This is a genomic window from Candidatus Pelagibacter sp. (genome assembly GCF_052048095.1).
In the GTDB taxonomy this organism is placed as follows: Bacteria; Pseudomonadota; Alphaproteobacteria; order Pelagibacterales; family Pelagibacteraceae; genus Pelagibacter.
The window spans coordinates 583,587-605,363 of sequence record NZ_JBNAKG010000001.1 but is presented as its reverse complement, the minus strand read 5'-3'; the positions used below and the strand labels follow the sequence as shown (position 1 = coordinate 605,363).

Below are 21,777 nucleotides of genomic sequence, written 5' to 3'. Positions count from 1 at the left end.
AGGCTACACACAAAATTTTTATGACGATTAATTCTAACAAAAATCAAACATCAATATTATGGAAAAAAATTTATATATCGATGCTTCGCATCCTAATGAAACAAGAGTTGTACTTAAATCAGACAATCATATTGAAGATTATGAATATGAAAGTTTTAAAAACGATTTAATCAAAAATAACATTTATCTTGGAAAAGTAAGCAGAATAGAACCATCTCTACAGGCTGCATTTGTAGACTTTGGAAGAGAAAGACACGGTTTTTTATCATTTAATGATATTCAATCAGATTATTATCAAATTCCCCAAAGTGACTTACGGAAACTTAAAGAAGAAGAAGAAAAAATAAGAGAAGAATTATCAAAACAAGTAGAAGAAATAGATAACGAAAATCTAGCAGAAGGTAAATTGGATGCCAACGATCCTGTTGAACCAAATAACGATAATGAAGCTGAAGATTCAAATAAAGATTTAGAACTAGACGAAAAAAAAGATGGTAATGCTTCTGAGGAAAAGGTTGAAGATAAAAAAGAGATAAAAAAGATAAAACATAAAAGATACAAGATTCAAGAAGTTATAAAACCTAATCAAGTCATTCTTGTACAAGTTATTAAAGATGAAAGAGGTCAAAAAGGTGCTGCTTTAAGTACATTTATATCTATTGCAGGGAAATATATTGTTTTAATGCCTAACACTGCAAAAGGCGGAGGAATTTCTAGAAAAATATTCAATCCAATCGATAGAAAAAAAATCAGATCAATTTTGAATGAAATAGAAATTCCAAAGGAAATGGGTTTAATTGTAAGAACAGCGGGTAGTAATAAAACTAAAAATGAAATTAACCATGACTTAGAAACGTTAATAAATACATGGAACCAAATCAAAGATACAGCTATTAACTCAATTGCTCCATCATTAGTTCATCAAGAAAGTGAGATTATCAAAAGAACAATTAGAGATATGTATGATGAAAATACAAAAAATATAATTGTAGATGGTAACGAAGGTTACAAAAAAGCCCAATCATTTATGAAAATGATGATGCCTTCAAATGTAAAAAAAGTAAAAAAATATAGAGGTAAACTACCTTTATTCATTGAAGAAAATATCGAACAAAAACTTAATCAAATATTTGACTCTGAAATTAAGTTAACTTCTGGTGGATACTTAGTTATCAACCCAACTGAGGCTCTAGTTTCAATAGACATAAATTCGGGAAGTTCAATTAAGCAAAAAAATGTAGAAAGCACTGCTTTAGATACTAATTTAGAAGCAGCAGAAGAAATTGCTAGGCAAATAAAAATTAGAGATTTATCGGGATTAATAATCATTGATTTTATTGACATGCTTAGTTTTGGAAACAGAAGATTAGTTGAGAGAAGATTAAAAGAAAAATGCAGATCAGACAGAGCAAGAATCCAAATTGGAAAGATTAGTAATTTTGGATTGTTAGAGATGTCTAGACAAAGACTTAGAGAGAGTGCAGTAAAATGGAAAGTTGTACTAACAGATGAATCTTTTTCAAGAAAAGTGTTAAAGCTTGTTGAAATTAAAGCCGTAACAAATAAAGCAAAATTTGTTGAGCTTAAAGTATGTGAAAAAATTTCAAATTTTCTAAAAGAAAATTATATTGATAGCCTCAATTATTTTGAAAAGAAAAATAAAATTAAGATTGATATAATATCTGATAACGAACTTATCATCCCTGAATATATAATTGACTTAAAAAATAAATCTAAAAAGACAATAGAAATATTTGAGAATTTGATTAATCTTCAGAACTTATCAAACTCACCTATTGATGAAGACTTTTCAAATTCGAAACAAATTGTAAAAAAAAAATTTAAAAAAAAACCATTTAAAAAAAAATATTATAAAAAAACTAAATAATACCATCTAATGGTGAAGAGGCACTTCCCATTAAATTTTGTTTTATTCTTCCTGCTAAAAAAGATTGTCTTCCTGCTATAACTGCGTTTTTAAATGCTAAAGCCATTTCAAAAGGTTTGTTTGCTTTAGCTATAGCGGTATTTACCAACACTCCATCACAACCTAGTTCCATTGAGATTGTAGCATCGGATGCCTGTCCAAGCCCTGCATCAATTATTAATGGAAGTTTAGTTTGTCTTCTTATCATCTTAATATTTACTTTATTTAAAATTCCTAGTCCTGATCCTATTGGAGCAGCTAATGGCATGATCGCGCATGCGCCAGCGTTTTCTAATCTTTTTGCCATTAATGGATCGTCTGTACAATAAACCATTACCTTAAATCCCTCTTTTGACAAAACTTCTGTAGATTTAAGAGTTTCAATAACATCGGGATATAAATTTTTTTTATCTCCAAGAACTTCAAGTTTTACTAATTTCCAACCCCCTATTTCTCTTGCCAATCTTAAAGTTCTAAGTGCCTCTTCTGATGTAAAACAACCTGCTGTATTAGGTAGATATGTAATTTTTTTTGGATTTATATAATCCATTAGTAAAGGTTTTGATTTATCAGAAATATTCACTCTTCTAACTGCAACTGTTACAATATCTGCAGCAGATAAGCTAATTGCCTTTGCGCACTCAGACATGCTCTTATATTTGCCAGTACCAACAATTAAACGTGATTTAAATTTTTTTTTTGCAATTACTAAACTGTCTTTTTTCATGTTAACCACCACCAATAAAATGAACTATTTCAATACTATCATTATTTCTAATTTTTATTGAACTTAATTTTTTTTTATTAACTATTTCTTTATTTAACTCAATAGCCACCTTATTTGTTGGAATATTGAAATTTTTTAAAATTTTATTTAAACTAATTTGATCATCTACATTAGTTTTTTTTCCATTTAATTTAATATTTATTTTTTTTATCTTTTTCATAATGTATAAAGAATTTTATGAATAAAATTATTGTAGTTAATGGTCCTAATCTTAATCTATTAGGAGAAAGAGAACAATCACAATATGGGTCAATGAATTACAAACAATTAAAAGAAAATTGCGAAACCGAAGCAAAAAAGATTGGTTTGGAAATAGATTTTTTTCAGTCCAATGTGGAAGGTGAAATTGTGAATGTTATTCAAGAATCAAGAAAAAAATATGACGGAATGATTATAAATGCAGCTGGTTTTACACATACCTCTGTTGCAATAAGAGATGCTTTAGATATTTTAAAGAAGCCTGTTATTGAATTACATATTTCTAACATATATAAGAGAGAAGAATTTAGAAAAAAATCATTAATTAGTGATGTGGTTACTGGTGGAATATTTGGTCTAGGTACTGAAGGTTATATTTTAGCCATAATTAGATTACATAAGATGCTACAAGATGAAAATAAATAAAGAAACCATAAAAGAGTTAAGTGAATATCTAAATGAATTTAACTTAACTGAAATTGAATACACAGACAAAGATACAAAAATAAAAGTTTCAAAAACATCAGCAACTGTAACAACAGCTGCTGCACCTATTCATGCAATATCAGCAACTGAAAATTCAAAAAATGATATTACTAAACAACAATCAACTTCTGGTACAAAAGTTACATCTCCAATTATTGGAACAGCATATCATGCTCCAGAACCAGGAGCTAAGAAATTTGTAGAAATTGGAAAAAAAATAAAAAAAGGTGACACAGTCATGATTGTAGAGGCAATGAAAACAATGAATCATGTACCTTCTACAGCTGATGGTGTCGTTAAAGAAATTTGTGTTGAAGATGGTCAACCAGTAGAGTTCGGCCAAACAATTATCATAGTAGAATAATGTTTAAGAAAATTTTAATTGCAAACCGTGGGGAAATTGCAGTTAGAATTATCAGAGCTTGTAAAGAATGGGGTATATCTACTGTTGCAGTTCATTCTGATGTGGATAGAGATAGCATGCATGTAAGACTTGCTGATGAAAGTGTATGCATTGGTTCTCATCAACCAGCAAATAGTTATCTAAATATCCCTGCTTTAATGTCAGCAATAGAAATTACGAATGCAGAGGCAGTTCACCCTGGTTATGGATTTTTATCTGAAAATGCAAATTTTGCGAGAGTATTAGAGGAAAATAAAATTACATTTATAGGGGCCTCAGCAAAACATATAGAGATGATGGGTGATAAAATTCAAGCAAAAAGAATTGCGAAAGAAAATGGTCTTCCAGTAATAGAGGGGTCTGAAGGTGGTGTGACAGATATTAAAGAGGCCAAAGATTTGTGTAAAAAAATTGGTTTCCCAGTTTTGATTAAAGCATCAGGAGGTGGTGGTGGTAAAGGAATGAAAATTGTTCAAAAAGAGGAAGAGTTTGAAACACTTTTTTCTACTGCTAAATCAGAAGCTCAAAAATATTTTGGTAATGATGAAGTTTATATCGAAAAATTTTTTCAAAATCCTAGACATATAGAAGTGCAAATTTTAGCAGGGAAAAATAGAACAGTACATCTACATGAAAGAGACTGTTCAGTACAAAGAAGACATCAAAAATTGATTGAAGAAACTCCAAGTCCAGTTCTGACAGATGAAATAAGAAAAGATTTATTTGAAAAAACTGTAAAAATGGTGTCCAAAATTGGTTATGAAGGAGCTGGAACAGTTGAGTTTATTTATGAGGATGGAAAATTCTATTTTCTAGAAATGAATACAAGAGTTCAAGTTGAACACCCAGTAAGTGAAATGGTGACCGGTGTAGATATTATTAAAGAGCAAATCCAAATTGCCTTTACAGGAGAAACTACTTTAAAACAAACTGATATAAATCCAAGAGGTCATGCTATTGAATGTCGAATAAATGCTGAAGATGCTAGTAAAAACTTTCAGCCTTCTCCCGGAACAATTGGTATGTGCCATCAACCGTCAGGATTTAGAACAAGAGTAGATGGTGCAATATTTCAAGGTTATAAAGTAACACCATTTTATGACAGTATGATTTGTAAATTAATCTGTCATGGAAGAGATAGAACTGAAGCTATTCAAAGAATGAACAGATGTTTGGATGAATTTGTGATTGAAGGCATAACTACCACTATTCCACTTCATAAAACTTTATTAAAACATAAAAAGTTTCTAGATTCTGATTACAATGTTAGCTGGTTAGATAACGAGAAAGTAATTTAGTAACAGCTTGTAAGCCAAATATCGTATACCGGATGATCAAAAGGATTGATCGAAGGACTTGATGAAAACATCCAGCCATTAAATACAAAAACTTCATTATTATTAGTTGTACTTTGATCAATAACTTGAATATATGCAATTATTTCTGGATCATCATCAAACTCAGAGTTTTTACATTTGATACTTTTAATTAATAAATCATCAAAAGCTTTTTCTTTGTTATTTTCTAATTCTAATGAAGTATTTTTTGAACTGATTTTATTCAAAATTTTGATTTCTGTATAATTTCCTTCAAGATTTGTATTGGAATTTCCTAAAGAAATAGAAGTAATTAAAAGGGCAATACTAATTAAGCCAACTTTTATATTTTTTTTCAGGTTCATCTTTATCTTTATTTGGATAATAAGCTTCTTTAGTACCTGTAAGATTAGGTTGATGAGGTTTTTGCCAAGAATATTTTTTAAGGTCATGTTCATTTTGGATTTTGTTAGGCGTATAATGGATCCAAGAATACCACTCTACAGGGATTTTTGATGCATCTATTTCATTAGCGTAAATTACCCATCGTTCACCTTTTTTATTTTCATAATATTTATTTCCGAATGAATCTTGACCAACAAGTCTTCCGCTAATTAAAGTTTTCAGTCTTGTTCCAAAAGTATCTTGATTCCACCAGGTAAAAATTTTTTGAAGTAAAGATATCATTTATAAATTTTTCAATTTTTAATTGTATAAATTAAATTAGACTAAAAGATTATAATGTATATAAATTAATTGAATCGATTTTCAAACAATTTTTATTAACAGAGGAAAAATGGCAAAATATTTAGTTGAAACATATTACACGTGTACATTTAAGGTTAATCATTACCTTGATGACATAAACGAAAATGAATTAAAAAATCTTGAAAAAAGGGACGATGGAAAATTTGAAGTCTTAGATGTTAAGCTAGATAACAGAAAAACAAAAAATTTAGATCCAAAAAATAATAAAGTCGTTGAAGAAAAAAAGATAAATATTGTTGCTAAAAAAGATGATTCAAAGTTAACCGAAAAAAACCTTCAACAGAATATATTTGCGAAAACTTCAGAAAAATCTGGAAAAAGATTAAGTATGCCCGACAGAAGAAAAGGCTACATTCAAAAAGCAACTATTGGAGACCATAAAGTTTATTTACATACTGGAGAATACGAAGATGGTAAGATTGGTGAGATTTTTATTGATACGAGTAAAGAAGGTGAATTGGTTAAAGCATTAATGAATAATTTTGCAATTGCTGTTTCTTTAGGTCTTCAATACGGGGTTCCTCTTGATGAGTTTATTAATGCGTTTGTAGGAACTAAATTTGAACCTTCTGGTAAAGTTTATGGTAATGATAGAATTTTGAGCGCATCTTCAATTTTAGATTATATCTTTAGAGAACTTGCAATTTCGTATCAAAATAGAGAAGACCTGGCTCATACTCCGTCGATTGGAAGCTCTGACAGTATTTCAATAGATGATCAAGAAAATGAAGGTCAAAATCAGTTACTAAAAATTATGAAGGACATGACAAGTAAAGGTTTTGTCAGAAATAACTATAAAAAAAATCTAGTTGATTTATCAGATGTTAAAATAAGTCTTAAAGGAAAGAAATAACTAGTTTCTTTTTTTTAGAGATAAATTTAACTCTTTTAGTTGATTTTCGCTTACTTCTGATGGCGCATTCATCATGAGGTCTTGGGCATTTTGATTCATAGGAAACATTGTTACTTCTCTTATATTCTTTTCGTTTGCTAAAAGCATGACTATTCTATCTATTCCTGGAGCTATACCACCGTGAGGCGGTGCCCCATAACTCAATGCATTAATCATCCCGCTAAATTTCTCATCTACTTGTTCTTTACTATATCCGGCTATTGAAAATAATTTATACATTAATTCTGGCTTATGATTTCGAATAGCACCAGATGATAACTCAATACCATTACAAACAATATCATATTGATAAGCTTTCATTTCCAAAGGTTTTTCAAGATTTAGTGTTTCTAAATTACCTTGTGGCATTGAGAATGGATTATGACTAAATCCTATTTTACCATTACTCTCATCAATTTCAAACATTGGATAATCAACTATCCAACAAAAAGCAAAAATGTTTTCATCAATTAATTGTAAATCACTAGCTATTTTTTCTCTTGCTTGTGAAGTAATTTTTTCAATTTCGTCTTTTTTATTACACGCAAAAAATATACTATCTCCTACTTCAGCATTTGTTATTTTCATTAATTCTTTTAAAGCTTCTTCTTTGAAAAATTTTCCTACTGGGCCTTTTGCTGTTATTTCCTTGTCCTGTTCAAGAGTAAAATAAGCTAATCCAGCCCAGCCTTGATCTTTCGCCCACTTATCAATCCCATCAAAAAAACTTCGAGGTTTATCTTTGGTATTTTTTGTTACAATACATCTTACCAAAGAACCATTTTTTACTAATTTCTTAAAAATTTCAAAGGATACATCTTCTCTACTAAAGATCTCAGTTATGTCATTTATAATTAAAGGATTTCTTAAATCTGGCTTATCAGAACCATATTTTAACATAGCTTCGTCGTATGAAATTCTTGGAAATTTTTCAAATAACATTTTTTTATCTGAAAATTTTTTAAAAGTGTTTATCAATAACTCTTCAACAACTTTAAACACATCCTCTTGTTCAACAAATGACATTTCTAGATCTAGTTGATAAAACTCCCCAGGACTTCTATCGGCTCTGGCATCTTCATCTCTAAAACAGGGTGCTATTTGAAAATATCTATCAAAGCCTGAAACCATTATTAACTGTTTAAATTGTTGAGGCGCTTGTGGCAGTGCATAAAATTTTCCAGGATTTAGTCTGCTAGGAACTAAAAAATCTCTTGCACCCTCTGGGCTTGATGAAGTTAAAATCGGTGTTTGAAATTCTAAAAAACCAAACTTATTCATCTGTTCTCTGATAAATGAAATAACCTTAGATCTTAATAAAATATTTTCATGAATTTTTTTTCTTCTTAAATCTAAAAACCTATATTTTAATCTTATTTCCTCTGCGTATTCTTGATCACTAAAAACTGGCATCGGCAATTCTTTGCATGTTCCAAGAACTTCAAATTCATCAATTGAAACCTCGATTTCTCCTGTAGATATTTCTTTATTAACAGTCTCGGTAGTTCTTTCTAAAACAGAACCTTCTATCTTAACAACTGTTTCTAGCTGTAATTTTTCGATTTCTTTAAAATTTTTATTTTCTTGGTCAATAATACATTGAGTAATTCCATAATTGTCTCTTAAGTCAATAAACAATAAGTTTCCATGATCTCTTTTTTTATTAATCCATCCAGAAATTTTTACTTTTGATCCAACTTCTTTTTTGGTCAACTGACTACATGTGTGTGTCCTATACTTATTCAATTCATCTCCAATGCTTTTTTAATTATTTTAAAATCTATAGATTTTTTTTCTTTTAAGCTAATTTGGTCGATCTTATATATGAAATCCGAAATTTTTCCATAGGATCTCGTTATTCTTTTTACAATGTAATCTACTAATTTTTTATCAATTAATATTTGTCTATCTGAAAGATTTTTTATTATTAATGCATAAACTAAATCATCATCTGGATTTGAAATCTTTGAAACAACAAAATTACTACATCTTGATCTTAAATCATTCAAATTAAAATTGATTTCAAAAATTGGGATCTTAGAAGTGGTGATTAGGAATTTATCTTCCATATCTACTATATTATAAATACTATAAAGAAACTCATCATTTGTATTTTCATCTATATTTTCAATTATAATATTTTTATTTAGTTTAGCTTGATTTAAAAAATTATTATTTAGTTCAATTGCTTCAATTTTTGTAGCTTCGAAATTTTTTTGAAAAATATTCACCAAATGTGTTTTGCCACAAAATTTATCTCCACAAATATTTAGGAATTTTTTTTCCCATTTGGGCCAAATGTTAATTAATTTATAAGCGTGTTGATTACTATTTGAGACATAAAAATCCTGATCCTTAAAATTTTCTTTAAATTCAAACTCTAAAATCAATTGATTTAAATCTGTCATTGCAGATTCCAAATCTTATTTTTAAAATCAATTTTATGTCCAAAGTTTTCAATACTATTAATGAATGCTTTAGGTGTACCATTATAAATTAATGTATAATAAACCTTTTTGTTGTCTATTTTTGAAATAAAAAAATTAGAAACTAAATCTAGCTCGTCAACTATTTTTTCAAAATCTTCTATCTTTTTATTATCATTTAAATCAACAGTAATAATTAAAGGAAGTTTTATTGATGTATTTATTTGATTTTCTTTCTTCCATAAATCATTAAATCTTATTTTCGTAACTTTGATTAAATTATTTATTTCATCTTCTGAGTTATAATTATCAAAATATTGATTATCCAAGATTAGACGATTGTTTAAATTAACTTTAGATAATACTCTAACTTTTTTAGAATTTTTGTAAAATAGAGAAATTATATAACTTTTCAAAGAATATTTTTTTATTATATCATTAAAGTCATAGTCTTCTAAATCAGAATAGTTTTCTCTAATGATATTAACATCTTCCAAATCTTCATTGGGTAAAATATATTCTAGCAAGTCTTTTTTATCATTATTTTTAATCCAGTTATTATAAATTTTACTTTCTGAAAAAAGAACAATATCATTTTTTTCTTCATCAATTAAAATTGGAATAAACATAACTTTCTTTTTTTTGGGCAGAGAAGGAAAAACATTTTTTTTTTCCAATAAACTAAATATTTTTCTTTTACTAAACTCTACATCTAGAGACACATAATACATATTATTAAGAAATTTTTCTTCTTTGATTGAAAAATTTTCAATCAAAATTTTAATATTTTCTAAAGTAATATTTTTTATTTTTGATTGATCTTGAGATTGAACCAGCATAGATATTAGCTCTTTAAATGCTAAATTAAATCCTTCATCTATAACTTTATCTCTATTAAACTTTTCATCAAATTTCTTTGAAATTTCAATATTTTCAATTTTTAAATTTTTTGAAAAAGCATTATTTGTGGATAAAAAAAAATAACTTAAAGAAAATAATAATAAAAATAGATATATATGTTTTTGAATAATTAATAATTTTATATTCATATTTTAAAAAATGATTTCAAAAAACTTAACCTATAAAAAAAGCGGAGTAAATATTGCAGCCGCAGATAATTTTGTAAAATTTATTTCACAATTAAATACAAATAAAAAAGGCAAAAAAAAGTTATCAAACATTGGTGGTTTTGGATCAATAACTAATATTTCTAAAAAATTCAAAAACCCTCAGATTGTAGCATGTACAGACGGTGTTGGGACAAAAATAGAAATAGCAAATACTTTGAGCAAATTTAATACTATCGGAATTGATTTAGTTGCTATGAGTGTAAATGACTTGATTGTTCAAGGTGCAACTCCTCTGATTTTTTTAGATTATATATCAATCAACAAGGTAAATTCATCAAAACTTAAATCTATCATCAAAGGTATAGTTAAAGGTTGTGCTATATCTAATTGTGAATTAGTGGGTGGTGAAACTGCTGAAATGCCAGGCACATATGAAAAAGATAAATTTGATATTGCAGGTTTTGCGGTAGGCATAGTTGAAAAAAATAAAGTCCTTAATAAAAAAAAAATTAAAAAAGGAGACTTGATATTGTCAATACCTTCAAATGGAGTTCATTCAAATGGGTATTCTTTAGTGAGACATGTTTTAAAAGAAAAAAAAATTAACTTAAAAAAAAACAAATATCTAAGTAGAGAATTATTAAAGCCAACTAAAATCTACGTTAAGGAAATTTTGAATTTACTTAACAATAATTTAATTAATGGATGTGCAAATATAACTGGTGGTGGAGTCGCAGATAATTTAAAGAGAATTATTCCTGAAAATTTAACAGCTGAAATAGATTTAAATAAAATTAAAGTTAAAAAAATATTTAATTGGTTAAAAAAACAAGGAATAAGTGACAAAGAAATGCTTAAAACTTTTAATTGTGGAGTGGGTTTCTGTTTAATTATCAACCAAAAAAAATTTAATAAGATTCAAACTTTTTTTGATAAAGATTTTAAACCTTATGTAATTGGTAAAATTTCAAAAATAAACGGTCAAAATAGAGTTAAATTAAATGGTAAGATCAACTGGTCTTAGAAAAGTAAATATTGCTGTTTTTATATCAGGAACTGGATCAAACTTACTTAACCTTATCAAATACTCAAAATTAAAGAATTCAAAATATACTGTAAAATATGTTTTTTCTGACAAAAAAAACGCTGGGGGTTTAAAATTTGCAAAAAAATTTAAAATTCCTTACGAAATTTTGAATTACAAAAATAAAAAAAATGCTGAGAAAAAATCTTTAAAATATCTTAAATTAAATAATATAAAAATTGTATGTTTAGCTGGTTTTATGAAAATTTTATCTGGCAAATTTATTAAAAGCTATAAAGGCAAAATAATCAATATCCATCCATCACTATTGCCAAAATATAAAGGTTTAAATACACATCAAAGAGTCTTAGATAATAATGAGAAATATTCAGGTTGTACTGTGCATTTTGTTAATGCAAAACTAGATGCTGGAAAAAAAATTTTACAAAAAAAAGTAAAAGTTAATAAGAATGACAACGCTGAAATTTTAGCTAAAAGAATACTAAGGCAAGAACATAAAATTTATCCTCTTGCCCTAAATAAAGTTATTTCTAGTCTTTAAAGAAAAAGTCTATTTCAATTTTTGCGTTTTCAATACTATCAGATCCATGAACAGAATTTTTATCGATTGAAATTCCATATTTTTTTCTAATAGTTCCTTCAGCTGCATCTTTAGGATTGGTAGCTCCCATTAAATCTCTATTAGCTAATACAGCATTTTCTTTCTCTAAGATCATAACTACAATCGGACCAGATGAAAGATATGCGCAAAGATCATTATAAAATGGCTTAGTTTCATGCACCTTATAAAATTTCTCAGCTTCAGCTTTTTCTATTTGGATTTTTTTCTCATTTACTATTTTAAATCCATTACTTTTAAACATTTCTTTAATTTCATTATCAAGATTTCTCTCAACCGCATCTGGCTTAATGATTGATAAAGTTTGTTCAATATTACTCATAATTATCCTCTATTAGTTTGTTTAATAATCTCACTCCAAAGCCTGTTGCGCCCCATGAATTTAAAGCACCATTATATTTTGAAAAAGCCATACCGGCTATATCGAGATGCGCCCATGGTGTTTTATTTAAAATAAATCTTTGTAAAAATTGCGCTGCTGTTGTGGAGCCTGCACCACCTTGATAGTTGATGTTTTGCATGTCAGCATTTTTTGAATTAATTAACTTATCATAATTTTCATTCAATGGCATTCGCCAAACTTTTTCCTCAACCTTCAACCCTGCCTCATAAAGTTGATTAGATAATTTATCATCATTAGAAAATAGACCCGCATACTCTGATCCTAAAGAAACAATTATTGCTCCAGTCAAGGTTGCTAAATCAACAATAAATTTTGGTTTATATTTTTTTTCAGTATAAGTTAGAGCGTCAGCTAAAACTAATCTTCCTTCAGCATCAGTGTTTAATATTTCAATTGTTTTGCCACTATAAGATTTTACAATGTCTCCAGGTCGTTGTGCATTTCCTCCTGGCATATTTTCTACCAAGCCTACAACACCAACTGCATTAACTTTTGCTTTTCTTAATGCTAAATTTTTCATCAATCCCACAACTACTGCAGACCCGGCCATATCATAAGTCATGTCTTCCATAAATTTTGCAGGTTTTAATGAAATGCCTCCTGTATCAAAGCAAACTCCTTTACCTACAAATGCTAGAGGCTTCGAGTTGTTCTTCGCGCCATTCCACTCTAAACAAACTAAATATGATCCCCTGATACTTCCTTGTCCTACACCTAATAGTGAATTCATGCCCAATTTTTTTAATTTTTTTTCATCTAAAATTGTGACTTTCAAACCATCTTTTTTTAAAGAAGATAATCGTTTAGCATATTCATCTGGATGCAAAATATTTCCAGGCTCAGAAACTAATTCTTTGGTAAAATTTATACCTGAGATTAAAGAATTAAATCTCTTTGAATTAGTTATCTTAAATTTATTATTTTTTGAAAAAATATTTATTTTAAAATTTTCGATTTCTTTTTTTGATTTGTATTTTCTAAATTCATAGGATTTTAATTCAATTCCATGTAAGAATTCTTCCATAAAAAATTGATCAAATTTTTGACCTGTAAAATTCTTATCAATGAATGTTAAGTCAAAAATAGAATTTGATCTGATAAAATCATAAAATTTTGCACCAATTTTCTCATTGTCTATTGATTTTTGATTTCTTTTAAGTTTTATAAGAATAAGGTTTTGCTTATCACTAGTATTGATTGTTAAGATACTTTTTTTTTGATTTTTGTTATTTCTAATTAAATTTGCAATTAAACTTTTGTCGGAAAGTCCTAAATTATCGAGGTTTATTATGTTAAAATTTTCATCACAAAATAACCCTAAATTTCTGATTTTTTTAAGATCTATTTTGTTTATAAGGCTGTATTTGACTGTCATAAATTTTTTGATTCAATCTGAAAATTTAAGGTTATATAAGTTTAATATTACCATAATTCAATGAAAAAAATTTTATTTAGAAAATTATTAACTGATTGCTTGTTATTTTTTTTCATTACTCTCATTAGTGCAAGTACAATAATTTGGGTATTTCAAGCAGTTAATTTTCTGGACATAATGATTGAGGATGGAAGAGATTATTTAGTATATATTTCATATAGTCTTTACAACTTTCCAAAAATAATAAGTAAAATCTTACCCTTTGCAATTTTTTTTAGTTTTTTTAATGTTCTTTCTAGATATGAGGCGAATAATGAAATGGTAATTTTTTGGAATTTTGGAATTAGCAAATTACAAGTTATTAATTTTTTTTTAGGATTTTCAATATTAGTTTTATTATTTCAAATGCTCCTAAACGCACTCATTGTTCCTAAAACATTAGATACAGCACGTTCATTGTTAAGATCTTCTGATGTTAATTTTCTTGAAGGATTTATTAAACCAAAAAAATTTAATGACACCATAAAAGGATTAACAATTTTTACAGATCAAAAAGATGATGATGGAAATTTAAAAAACATTTATTTGAAAAAAAACACAGACAAGGGTTTTCAGATAACAATTGCAAAAACTGGTATATTTGAAAATAGAAATAAAAATAGAGTTTTGGTCTTGTATAATGGTCAAACAATTAATGGTGATGGTAATAAAATTACAACCTTTAATTTTGAGAAATCAGATTTTAGTCTTAATAATTTAGACACGAATACAGTTGTTAAAACCAAAACTCAAGAAATGCCCTCAAAATTTTTAATTACCTGTGTAAAGAATTTAAGTTTTTCCAACTCTAGCTCTGTCAATCAAGATATCACTAATTGTTCTAAGAAAAATCTATACAATATTTATAAAGAATTACATAAAAGATTGATAGTTCCATTTTATTTACCAATTTTAATTTTAATTTCTTTTTTTTTGATTATTTCCTCTAAAGAAAACCCAAATTATACCAGGTTGAAGTATATTGTATTTACATCAGGAATAATAATTATAGTTTTTTCTGAGTCAGTTTTAAAATTCATAACTACCGAATTTAACCACAATTTGATAATTTTTTCATTACCTATCATTATATTTTTAATCATTTACGCAACTTTGTGTTTTTTGTTCAAAAAACCTAAATTAAAAACTAGATGAAAGTATATATAAAATTCCTAATCAAAACCTTTTTAAATTCTTTTCTATATGTAAGTGCTGTGATGTTAAGTTTAGTTTTTATCTTAAATATTTTAACAGAAATAGAATTTTTTAAAGACTATGATGTAAGTGCGCTTTTGCCACTCTATGCATCGCTATTAAATTCTCCAGATCTTTTATTTGAAATGTTTCCTTTTATTTTTTTATTATCTACGCAAGTCTTATTTATTAAGCTTTTTAATAATGATGAAATAAATATTTTTAAATATTCTGGTTTAAAAAACTCAAGAATTTTAACTGTAATTTGTACAATGTCTTTTTTAATGAGTTTATTATTGATTGGTATTTTTTATAATTTTTCTTCAAGTTTAAAAAACTATTATCTACAACTTAAAACTAATTACACTGATGATGGAAAATACTTGGTTGTAATTACGAACAATGGATTGTGGATTAAAGACAAAATTGGAAAAGAAACTTATATCATTAATGCTTCAAATCTAGAAGGTACAAATTTGATTAATACTTTTATAAGTCAATTTGACGAAAATTATAATATCATTAGAAATCTAAATAGTAAAAAAATTGATGTTAAAAAAAATGAATGGGTTTTGTATGATGTTGAAATATATTCTGAAAAAGAAATTATTAGAAAAGACATTTATACTTTAAATTCAAATTTCAATTACCAGAAAATAACTAACTTATTTTCTAATCTCTCTGCTTTAACAATTTTTGAGTTGTTTGAACTTAAAGAAAATTATAATCAGTTAAATTATTCTACAACTGAAGTGGATATACAAATTCAAAAAATTTATTCATACCCGCTATACCTTGCCGCCATGACATTACTAGCATCCATAATCATGTTTAATAGTAAAAATTTCAATAATTCTACCGTCAAAATTACTTTTGGCTTAGCTATGTCAGTAGTTATTTACTATTTAAATAATTTTTTTAACGTTCTAGGAAATACTGAGAAAATATCGATAATTTACTCAGTTTGGTTGCCAATTTTGATTATTACCACTATTAGTTTAATTTTTACTTATGGAATTAATGAAAAATAAAACAATCAAACTTATAACTTTAATATTTTTCGCTCTATTTACAAAAGAAATTAATGCTAATGAGCAATTTAATTTTGATGTAACTGAGATTGAAATTACTGAGAATGGTAACGTAATAAAAGGTTTAAAGAGAGGAACGATTACGAGCAAAGATGATGGGTTTGAAATTCAATCAGATACTTTTGAATATAATAAAATCTTGAATCTCTTTATTGCAAATGGAAATGTGATTGCAAATAATAAGGAAGGTTTGAAAATTACATCAAATTATCTTGAGTATAATAAAAAATTTGAAACAATAACGATTAAAGAAAAAGTTGTTATTGAGGATAAGGTTGAAAATATAAAAATTTTATCTGAAAAAATTTTATATAAAAAAAATGATGAAACTTTTTTTAGTGAAGGCAAAACAAAGGCTAAAATTTCATCAAAATATGATTTTGAGTCTGAAGACGTAACCTATGATAAAAAAGCCGAGGTGTTAATTTCAGATAATTTAAGCATCATAGAAGATAATAACAATCGACTAATTAAATTAGATAATTTTAGATACTCAATAACTGATGAGATTTTAAAAGGTAAAAATATTAACATAACTGATGATACGAAAAAGATTTACTCTGATAAGTTTAATTTTGCTGAAGGCATCATCAATCTAAATTCAAATGAATTTTTATCTACGGATACAAAAATTTATGTAGCTAAAGATATATTTGACAATACTAAAAATGATCCTCGTTTGTATGGTGTGTCATCTAAAGGTGATAATAATAAAACAATTGTAAATAAGGGTGTATTTACAAGTTGTCAAAAAAATGAAGATTGTACACCTTGGAGTATTAAAGCAGAGAAAATCACTCATGATAAACAAAATAAAGAGATGGTTTATGATAATGCAATTTTAAAAATTTATGATGTGCCGGTAGCATATTTTCCAAAATTTTTTCACCCAGATCCAACTGTAAAAAGGCAATCAGGTTTTTTAAAACCACAATTTAACAATTCTAATAATTTAGGCTCATCTTTTTATTTGCCATATTTCAAAGTTTTAGACGTAAATAAAGATTTAACATTCAAACCAACTATATATGATGATAACAAAACTTCATTACAAACTGAGTACAGACAAATAACAAAAAATTCTTATTTAGAATCGGATGTAGGTTTAGTAAGCAAATATAAATCTTCTACCACTGCTAAGACAAAAAGTATTGGACACTTATTTGCTCAATTTAATTATGACTTTAATTTTCCTGATTACGACTTGAGCGAATTACAAATAAATATAGAAAAAGTTAGTAATGACACATATTTAAAAGTATTTGATACAGATCTTTCAAATGTAAATTTGAAACCTTCTGAAAAAAATAAAACAAAAAATGAAATAAAATATACACTTTCAAACAGCGATTTTAATCTAACGTCAGGTTTTTCTGCATATGAAACTTTAAGTGGTACAAACAGTGATAGATACCAATATGTGTTTCCCTATTACAATTTCTCAAAAACTATTTCTGCTGAAAAACTTAATGGTAACTTCGATTTGTTTTCAAGTGGAGACAATAAACTTTCAAATACAAATAATTTAAGTTCTAGAATTATAAATGATATCAATTATAAATCATTCGATTGGATTTCAAATTATGGAATAAAAAATAATTTTAATGCATATTTCAAAAATGTTAATAGATCAGCTAAAAATGATACAATTTACACAAATTCACTTCAAGTTGACGGAAAAAGCCTTTTTGAAATGGCCTCATCGTTGCCATTAACTAAATCAAGTAACAAAACAAAAGATATCCTAACGCCTAAATTATCACTAAGATTAAGTGAGAGCGGGATGATAAATTCCACATCTAAAGAAAGGCTTATTACAACTGAAAATATATTCAATATAAATCGATTGGGATTAAACGATACTTTAGAAGCTGGGAAATCACTTACATTGGGCGTAGATTACAAAAAATCTAAAATTAAAGATGTAAATAAATATTTTGAATTCAAGCTTGCAAAATTATTTAGAGATAAACATGAGCAGAGTATACCAACAAGCTCATCTCTTGATAAAAAAAATTCAAACTTATTTGGAAGATTCAAAAACAATTTTAATAAAAACTTTAACCTAAGTTATGATTTTTCTGTAAATGAAAATATGAAAAATTTTGAGTATAATTCATTGAATACAAATCTTAGTATAAAAAAACTTAGCACAGAATTTAACTTCATTGAAAAAAATGGATTGATAGGCTCAACAAATACATTAGAAAACAAAACTTCTTATAACTTCAACGATTCAAATTTTCTTAAATTTACGACTAGAAGAAATAGAAAAATTAATTTAACTGAATATTATGATTTAGTTTATGAATATAAAAATGATTGTCTTACTGCCGGTATTAAATATAAAAAGACTTATTATGCAGATAGGGATTTAAAACCAAATGAAGACTTGCTATTCACAGTTACAATAATTCCTTTATCCACTTTTGAACAAAAAGTAGATCAATAATAATGATAAGACTTCTTATAATTCTTTTAATTATTTTGAATATTTTTGTGTCAAATAATACTCAAGCTTTACAAAATCAAATAATCCTAAAAGTAGGAAATGAAATAATTACAAGTTTGGACATACAAGAGGAATACCGATACTTAATTTCTTTAAATAGAGAACTAGAAAATATTGGAGAAGAGCAAATTATTCAAATTGCAAAAAATTCTTTAATACGAGAAAAAATAAAACGAAAAGAAATACTAAATTATGTAGAAAAAATAGAAATTGAAAAAAAATTTTTAGACCCTTTAGTTAAGAATGTTTATTTAAGGCTAAATATGAAAAGTTTAGATGAATTAAAAGCTCATTTAAAAAATTACAATATTGACTTCAATAATTTTAAAGAAAAAATAATTATAGAAGCTTTGTGGAATGATTTAGTTTTTTCAAAATATTCATCAAAAGTTCAGATAGATTTAAATAAAATAAGAAAAGACATTCAAAAAAACAATAGAGAAAAAATTAAAAATTATAATTTGTCTGAAATAGTATTTGATATTAAAGAAAATGAAAATTATGAAAATAAATTATCAATAATAAAAAATGAAATTGATAAGATAGGATTTGAGAATGCTGCAGTGAAATATAGTATTTCCGATAGCGCAAAAGCAAGTGGGAATTTAGGATGGATCAAAGAAACATCTGTAAGTGATACAATTTTAAAAGAAATATCAAAAATAAAAACAAATGAATACACAAATCCTGTGACGATTCCTGGAGGATTTATAATCTTAAAATTAAAAGACATTAAAATTGAAGAAAAAAAAATTGATATTGAAAAAGAAATTGAAACAATTGCTAATGCAAAAAGAAATGAGCAATTAAACCAGTTTTCAAATATATATTACAAAAAAGTTGAAAAAGAATTTATAATTAATGAATTATAAACCAATTTTAATTATAGCTGGTGATCCAAAAAGTATTTTTTTTGAAATTTTTTTCAAGACTCTGAAAAAAATTAAGGTCAAAAATCCTATCTTACTAATAACATCTCATAAACTTCTTAAAGAGGAAATGAAAATCTTTAGGTTTAAAAAAAAAGTTAATATTATTAACACAAAAAAAATTAACCATTTAAAACTAGATAAAAATTGTCTTAATATTATTGACATTAAGTTAGATTTAAAAAAAATAGATCAAAAAAAAGTAATCAAACAATATGTTAAAGAATGTTTTGACGAGGTCTTCAAATTAATCAAATTAAAAATTTCAAACAAATTTATAAATGGCCCAATAACAAAAGAGATTTTTTTAGATAAAAAGTTCCTAGGTGTTACAGAATATATAGCTAATAAATTTAAAGTTAAAAATGTAGCAATGCTTATCTTTAATAACAGACAATCAGTCTGTCCAATCACAACCCATTTACCAGTAAAAAATATCTCTAAGAGTTTAAATAAAAAAAATATTTTTGATAAAATTATCCTAATTAATAAATTTTATAAAAATCATTTAAAAAGAAAACCAAATATAGCAGTTACTGGATTAAATCCTCACTGTGAGAGTGTTTCAAAATTTAATGAAGATGAAAAAATTGTTAAACCATGTGTTGAAAAGCTTAATAAAAAGGGTTTGAAAATTAAAGGTCCTTTTCCTGCTGACACAATATTTCAAAAAAGTAATAGAGATAAATTTGATGTGATTGTTGGAATGTATCATGATCAAGTATTAACTCCATTAAAAACTTTATATGAATTTGATGCAATTAATATTACGCTAGGCCTTCCATTTGTTAGAGTATCTCCAGATCATGGTCCTAATATAAAAATGTTTAGAAAAAACAGATCTAATCCTTTGAGTTTGATAAGAGCGATTGAATTTTTAGATAGATAGTGGTCATAGCAAAAAAAAGTCTTGGTCAAAACTTTTTAATTGATAAGAATATTATTGATAAAATAATTTCAAGTTCAGAGATTGAAAATAAATCAATTTTAGAAATAGGCCCTGGTACAGGAAACTTAACGACTGCAATTTTAAAAAAAAATCCAAAAAAATTTTATGTTGTTGAAAAAGACAATTCTTTAGCTGAATTATTAGAAAAAGAATTTGGAAATAAGTTATCTATAATTAATGGTGATATTCTAAAAATAAATGAAAAAGATATATCAAAAGAAAAATTAACTGTATTTGGAAACCTGCCTTATAATATTTCAACAGAAATTATTTGTAGATGGATAGTAAATTTAGATAATTTATTTTGGTTTGATAAACTAATTCTGATGTTTCAAAAAGAGGTAGCTGATAGAATTTTAGCTGAAAGTGATACCAAAAATTATGGCAGACTGTCAGTTCTAGCAAATTGGAAGTTAGATATAAAAAAAATTTGTGATGTAAGTCCAGCTAGTTTTTCCCCAAAACCAAAAATAGATAGCTCTGTTCTAAAATTTGAACCTAAAAAAAAGTTTTATAACTTTAAAAAATCATCTAATTTGGAATATATAACTAGAGTTTTTTTTAATCACAGGCGAAAAATGATTAAAAAACCTTTTAATGTTATTTTTAATGGAAAATCTGAGATAGCAGAAAAACTAAATATTGATTTAAATTTAAGACCTCAAAACCTTAGTCTCAATGATTATTTTTTACTAACTGAAGAATATGAAAAATTAACTAGTTAGTTTTTCAACATGGTTTCTGACAAAATCTTTATCATAGTCTTTTGAACCATTTTTAATTTCAGCAGTAATTAAATTTTGAATTCTTAAGAAGCATTCATCAAGATTGTCATTGATGACCACATAATCATAATTAATCCAATGCAAAACATCTCTGCTAAATTGTTTCATTCTTTCCTCAGCTATAAGTTTGTCTTTCATGTCTCTATTAGACAATCTATCAAAGAGAATTTCTTTACTTGGAGGTAATATAAAAAATGTAATTAATCTATAATCTAACTTTTTGTTTTTTATTTGATCAGCACCTTGCCAATCAATATCAAATAATACATTTTTTCCTTCATTTAGCTTATTTATAACTGGAGTTCTTGTTGTGCCGTACAAATTATTAAATACCTTCGCATACTCTAAAAATTCTTGGTTATTGATCAATCTCTTAAACTCTTCCTCGCTTACAAAATAATAATCTTTATCTTGTTGTTCTTGAGGTCTTGGTTTTCGAGTGGTATGAGAAATGGATATCTCGAAATTATCTAATCTTGAAAGTAAATTTACAAGCGTAGTTTTACCCGCACCAGATGGTGAAGATAAAATTATCATTGTCCCATCATTACGTATGGGCATGA

Annotated in this window: 23 protein-coding genes; 13 read left to right on the top strand and 10 right to left on the bottom strand. The window is 26.5% G+C overall.

The window, feature by feature from the left end; genetic code table 11:
* The first annotated feature begins 58 nt into the window (after nucleotides 1-58).
* Nucleotides 59-1,888 carry an Rne/Rng family ribonuclease gene (locus tag ACTT9P_RS03175; protein ID WP_440909247.1) on the top strand — a complete coding sequence of 610 codons (1,830 nt, stop codon included), beginning with the start codon at nucleotides 59-61 and terminating at the stop codon, nucleotides 1,886-1,888.
* On the opposite strand, the gene ACTT9P_RS03170 is transcribed toward ACTT9P_RS03175, so the two are convergent.
* The gene (locus ACTT9P_RS03170) at nucleotides 1,881-2,654 is read right to left on the bottom strand and encodes a thiazole synthase (protein WP_440909246.1); all 774 of its coding nucleotides are present in this window, start codon (nucleotides 2,652-2,654) and stop codon (nucleotides 1,881-1,883) included. The two genes, ACTT9P_RS03175 and ACTT9P_RS03170, sit on opposite strands and share 8 nt — an antisense overlap.
* A 1-nt stretch (nucleotide 2,655) precedes the next feature.
* On the bottom strand, nucleotides 2,656-2,874 hold the full coding sequence (gene thiS, locus ACTT9P_RS03165; protein ID WP_440909245.1) for a sulfur carrier protein ThiS: 219 nt from the start codon (nucleotides 2,872-2,874) through the stop codon (nucleotides 2,656-2,658).
* Between the two features lie 17 nt (nucleotides 2,875-2,891).
* Here thiS and aroQ point away from each other — a divergent pair, with 17 nt between their 5' ends.
* From aroQ to accC, 3 genes are read left to right on the top strand one after another with little or no spacing between them, the layout of a single operon-like run.
* Nucleotides 2,892-3,338, top strand: a complete 447-nt coding sequence (gene aroQ / locus ACTT9P_RS03160) for a type II 3-dehydroquinate dehydratase (RefSeq protein WP_440909244.1) — start codon at nucleotides 2,892-2,894, stop codon at nucleotides 3,336-3,338.
* Nucleotides 3,325-3,762, top strand: a complete 438-nt coding sequence (gene accB / locus ACTT9P_RS03155; RefSeq protein ID WP_440909243.1) for an acetyl-CoA carboxylase biotin carboxyl carrier protein — start codon at nucleotides 3,325-3,327, stop codon at nucleotides 3,760-3,762. Before aroQ ends, accB begins: the two co-directional genes overlap by 14 nt.
* Nucleotides 3,762-5,099 carry an acetyl-CoA carboxylase biotin carboxylase subunit gene (gene accC, locus ACTT9P_RS03150; protein WP_440909242.1) on the top strand — a complete coding sequence of 446 codons (1,338 nt, stop codon included), beginning with the start codon at nucleotides 3,762-3,764 and terminating at the stop codon, nucleotides 5,097-5,099. The genes accB and accC overlap by 1 nt, the downstream gene beginning before the upstream one ends.
* On the opposite strand, the gene ACTT9P_RS03145 is transcribed toward accC, so the two are convergent.
* Together ACTT9P_RS03145 and ACTT9P_RS03140 are read right to left on the bottom strand one after the other, a co-directional pair.
* Nucleotides 5,096-5,482 carry a DUF2155 domain-containing protein gene (locus tag ACTT9P_RS03145; RefSeq protein WP_440909241.1) on the bottom strand — a complete coding sequence of 129 codons (387 nt, stop codon included), beginning with the start codon at nucleotides 5,480-5,482 and terminating at the stop codon, nucleotides 5,096-5,098. The two genes, accC and ACTT9P_RS03145, sit on opposite strands and share 4 nt — an antisense overlap.
* The gene (locus ACTT9P_RS03140) at nucleotides 5,445-5,804 is read right to left on the bottom strand and encodes an NADH-ubiquinone oxidoreductase subunit NDUFA12 family protein (protein WP_440909240.1); all 360 of its coding nucleotides are present in this window, start codon (nucleotides 5,802-5,804) and stop codon (nucleotides 5,445-5,447) included. Before ACTT9P_RS03140 ends, ACTT9P_RS03145 begins: the two co-directional genes overlap by 38 nt.
* Before the next feature lie 109 nt (nucleotides 5,805-5,913).
* Between ACTT9P_RS03140 and ACTT9P_RS03135 the strand changes: the two genes are divergently transcribed.
* On the top strand, nucleotides 5,914-6,738 hold the full coding sequence (locus ACTT9P_RS03135) for a TSCPD domain-containing protein (protein ID WP_440909239.1): 825 nt from the start codon (nucleotides 5,914-5,916) through the stop codon (nucleotides 6,736-6,738).
* Here the strand turns inward: ACTT9P_RS03135 and aspS are convergent, their stop codons facing one another.
* Genes aspS through ACTT9P_RS03120 form a run of 3 tightly spaced genes read right to left on the bottom strand, consistent with a single transcriptional unit; the run spans nucleotide 6,739 to nucleotide 10,252 of the window.
* On the bottom strand, nucleotides 6,739-8,523 hold the full coding sequence (gene aspS, locus ACTT9P_RS03130; protein ID WP_440909238.1) for an aspartate--tRNA ligase: 1,785 nt from the start codon (nucleotides 8,521-8,523) through the stop codon (nucleotides 6,739-6,741). It abuts the gene before it with no gap.
* Entirely contained in the window at nucleotides 8,520-9,185 is a 666-nt protein-coding gene (locus tag ACTT9P_RS03125; RefSeq protein ID WP_440909237.1) for a DNA replication protein, read from the bottom strand. Before ACTT9P_RS03125 ends, aspS begins: the two co-directional genes overlap by 4 nt.
* Complete coding sequence (locus ACTT9P_RS03120; RefSeq protein WP_440909236.1) at nucleotides 9,182-10,252, bottom strand: hypothetical protein; 1,071 nt, start codon at nucleotides 10,250-10,252, stop codon at nucleotides 9,182-9,184. Before ACTT9P_RS03120 ends, ACTT9P_RS03125 begins: the two co-directional genes overlap by 4 nt.
* A gap of 10 nt (nucleotides 10,253-10,262) precedes the next feature.
* On the opposite strand from ACTT9P_RS03120, the gene purM reads away from it, so the two are divergent.
* Together purM and purN are read left to right on the top strand one after the other, a co-directional pair.
* On the top strand, nucleotides 10,263-11,297 hold the full coding sequence (gene purM, locus ACTT9P_RS03115) for a phosphoribosylformylglycinamidine cyclo-ligase (protein ID WP_440909235.1): 1,035 nt from the start codon (nucleotides 10,263-10,265) through the stop codon (nucleotides 11,295-11,297).
* Nucleotides 11,275-11,859: a phosphoribosylglycinamide formyltransferase gene (gene purN / locus ACTT9P_RS03110; protein ID WP_440909234.1), complete on the top strand. Its 585-nt coding sequence runs from the start codon at nucleotides 11,275-11,277 to the stop codon at nucleotides 11,857-11,859. The genes purM and purN overlap by 23 nt, the downstream gene beginning before the upstream one ends.
* On the opposite strand, the gene ndk is transcribed toward purN, so the two are convergent.
* The gene (gene ndk / locus ACTT9P_RS03105; RefSeq protein ID WP_440909233.1) at nucleotides 11,849-12,259 is read right to left on the bottom strand and encodes a nucleoside-diphosphate kinase; all 411 of its coding nucleotides are present in this window, start codon (nucleotides 12,257-12,259) and stop codon (nucleotides 11,849-11,851) included. The genes purN and ndk overlap by 11 nt on opposite strands.
* Complete coding sequence (locus ACTT9P_RS03100) at nucleotides 12,252-13,715, bottom strand: leucyl aminopeptidase (protein WP_440909232.1); 1,464 nt, start codon at nucleotides 13,713-13,715, stop codon at nucleotides 12,252-12,254. Before ACTT9P_RS03100 ends, ndk begins: the two co-directional genes overlap by 8 nt.
* A 60-nt stretch (nucleotides 13,716-13,775) precedes the next feature.
* On the opposite strand from ACTT9P_RS03100, the gene ACTT9P_RS03095 reads away from it, so the two are divergent.
* From ACTT9P_RS03095 to rsmA, 6 genes are read left to right on the top strand one after another with little or no spacing between them, the layout of a single operon-like run.
* On the top strand, nucleotides 13,776-14,909 hold the full coding sequence (locus tag ACTT9P_RS03095) for an LptF/LptG family permease (protein ID WP_440909231.1): 1,134 nt from the start codon (nucleotides 13,776-13,778) through the stop codon (nucleotides 14,907-14,909).
* Nucleotides 14,906-15,979, top strand: a complete 1,074-nt coding sequence (locus ACTT9P_RS03090) for an LptF/LptG family permease (protein WP_440909230.1) — start codon at nucleotides 14,906-14,908, stop codon at nucleotides 15,977-15,979. The genes ACTT9P_RS03095 and ACTT9P_RS03090 overlap by 4 nt, the downstream gene beginning before the upstream one ends.
* Nucleotides 15,969-18,491 carry an LPS-assembly protein LptD gene (locus tag ACTT9P_RS03085; RefSeq protein WP_440909229.1) on the top strand — a complete coding sequence of 841 codons (2,523 nt, stop codon included), beginning with the start codon at nucleotides 15,969-15,971 and terminating at the stop codon, nucleotides 18,489-18,491. The genes ACTT9P_RS03090 and ACTT9P_RS03085 overlap by 11 nt, the downstream gene beginning before the upstream one ends.
* Before the next feature lie 2 nt (nucleotides 18,492-18,493).
* The gene (locus tag ACTT9P_RS03080; RefSeq protein WP_440909228.1) at nucleotides 18,494-19,423 is read left to right on the top strand and encodes a peptidylprolyl isomerase; all 930 of its coding nucleotides are present in this window, start codon (nucleotides 18,494-18,496) and stop codon (nucleotides 19,421-19,423) included.
* On the top strand, nucleotides 19,413-20,369 hold the full coding sequence (locus tag ACTT9P_RS03075) for a 4-hydroxythreonine-4-phosphate dehydrogenase PdxA (protein ID WP_440909227.1): 957 nt from the start codon (nucleotides 19,413-19,415) through the stop codon (nucleotides 20,367-20,369). The genes ACTT9P_RS03080 and ACTT9P_RS03075 overlap by 11 nt, the downstream gene beginning before the upstream one ends.
* Nucleotides 20,369-21,154, top strand: a complete 786-nt coding sequence (rsmA, locus tag ACTT9P_RS03070; RefSeq protein WP_440909226.1) for a 16S rRNA (adenine(1518)-N(6)/adenine(1519)-N(6))-dimethyltransferase RsmA — start codon at nucleotides 20,369-20,371, stop codon at nucleotides 21,152-21,154. Before ACTT9P_RS03075 ends, rsmA begins: the two co-directional genes overlap by 1 nt.
* On the opposite strand, the gene gmk is transcribed toward rsmA, so the two are convergent.
* Nucleotides 21,143-21,775 (bottom strand): guanylate kinase, encoded by a 633-nt coding sequence (gene gmk / locus ACTT9P_RS03065; RefSeq protein ID WP_440909225.1) that lies wholly within the window; start codon nucleotides 21,773-21,775, stop codon nucleotides 21,143-21,145. The two genes, rsmA and gmk, sit on opposite strands and share 12 nt — an antisense overlap.
* Nucleotides 21,776-21,777: the final 2 nt, after the last annotated feature.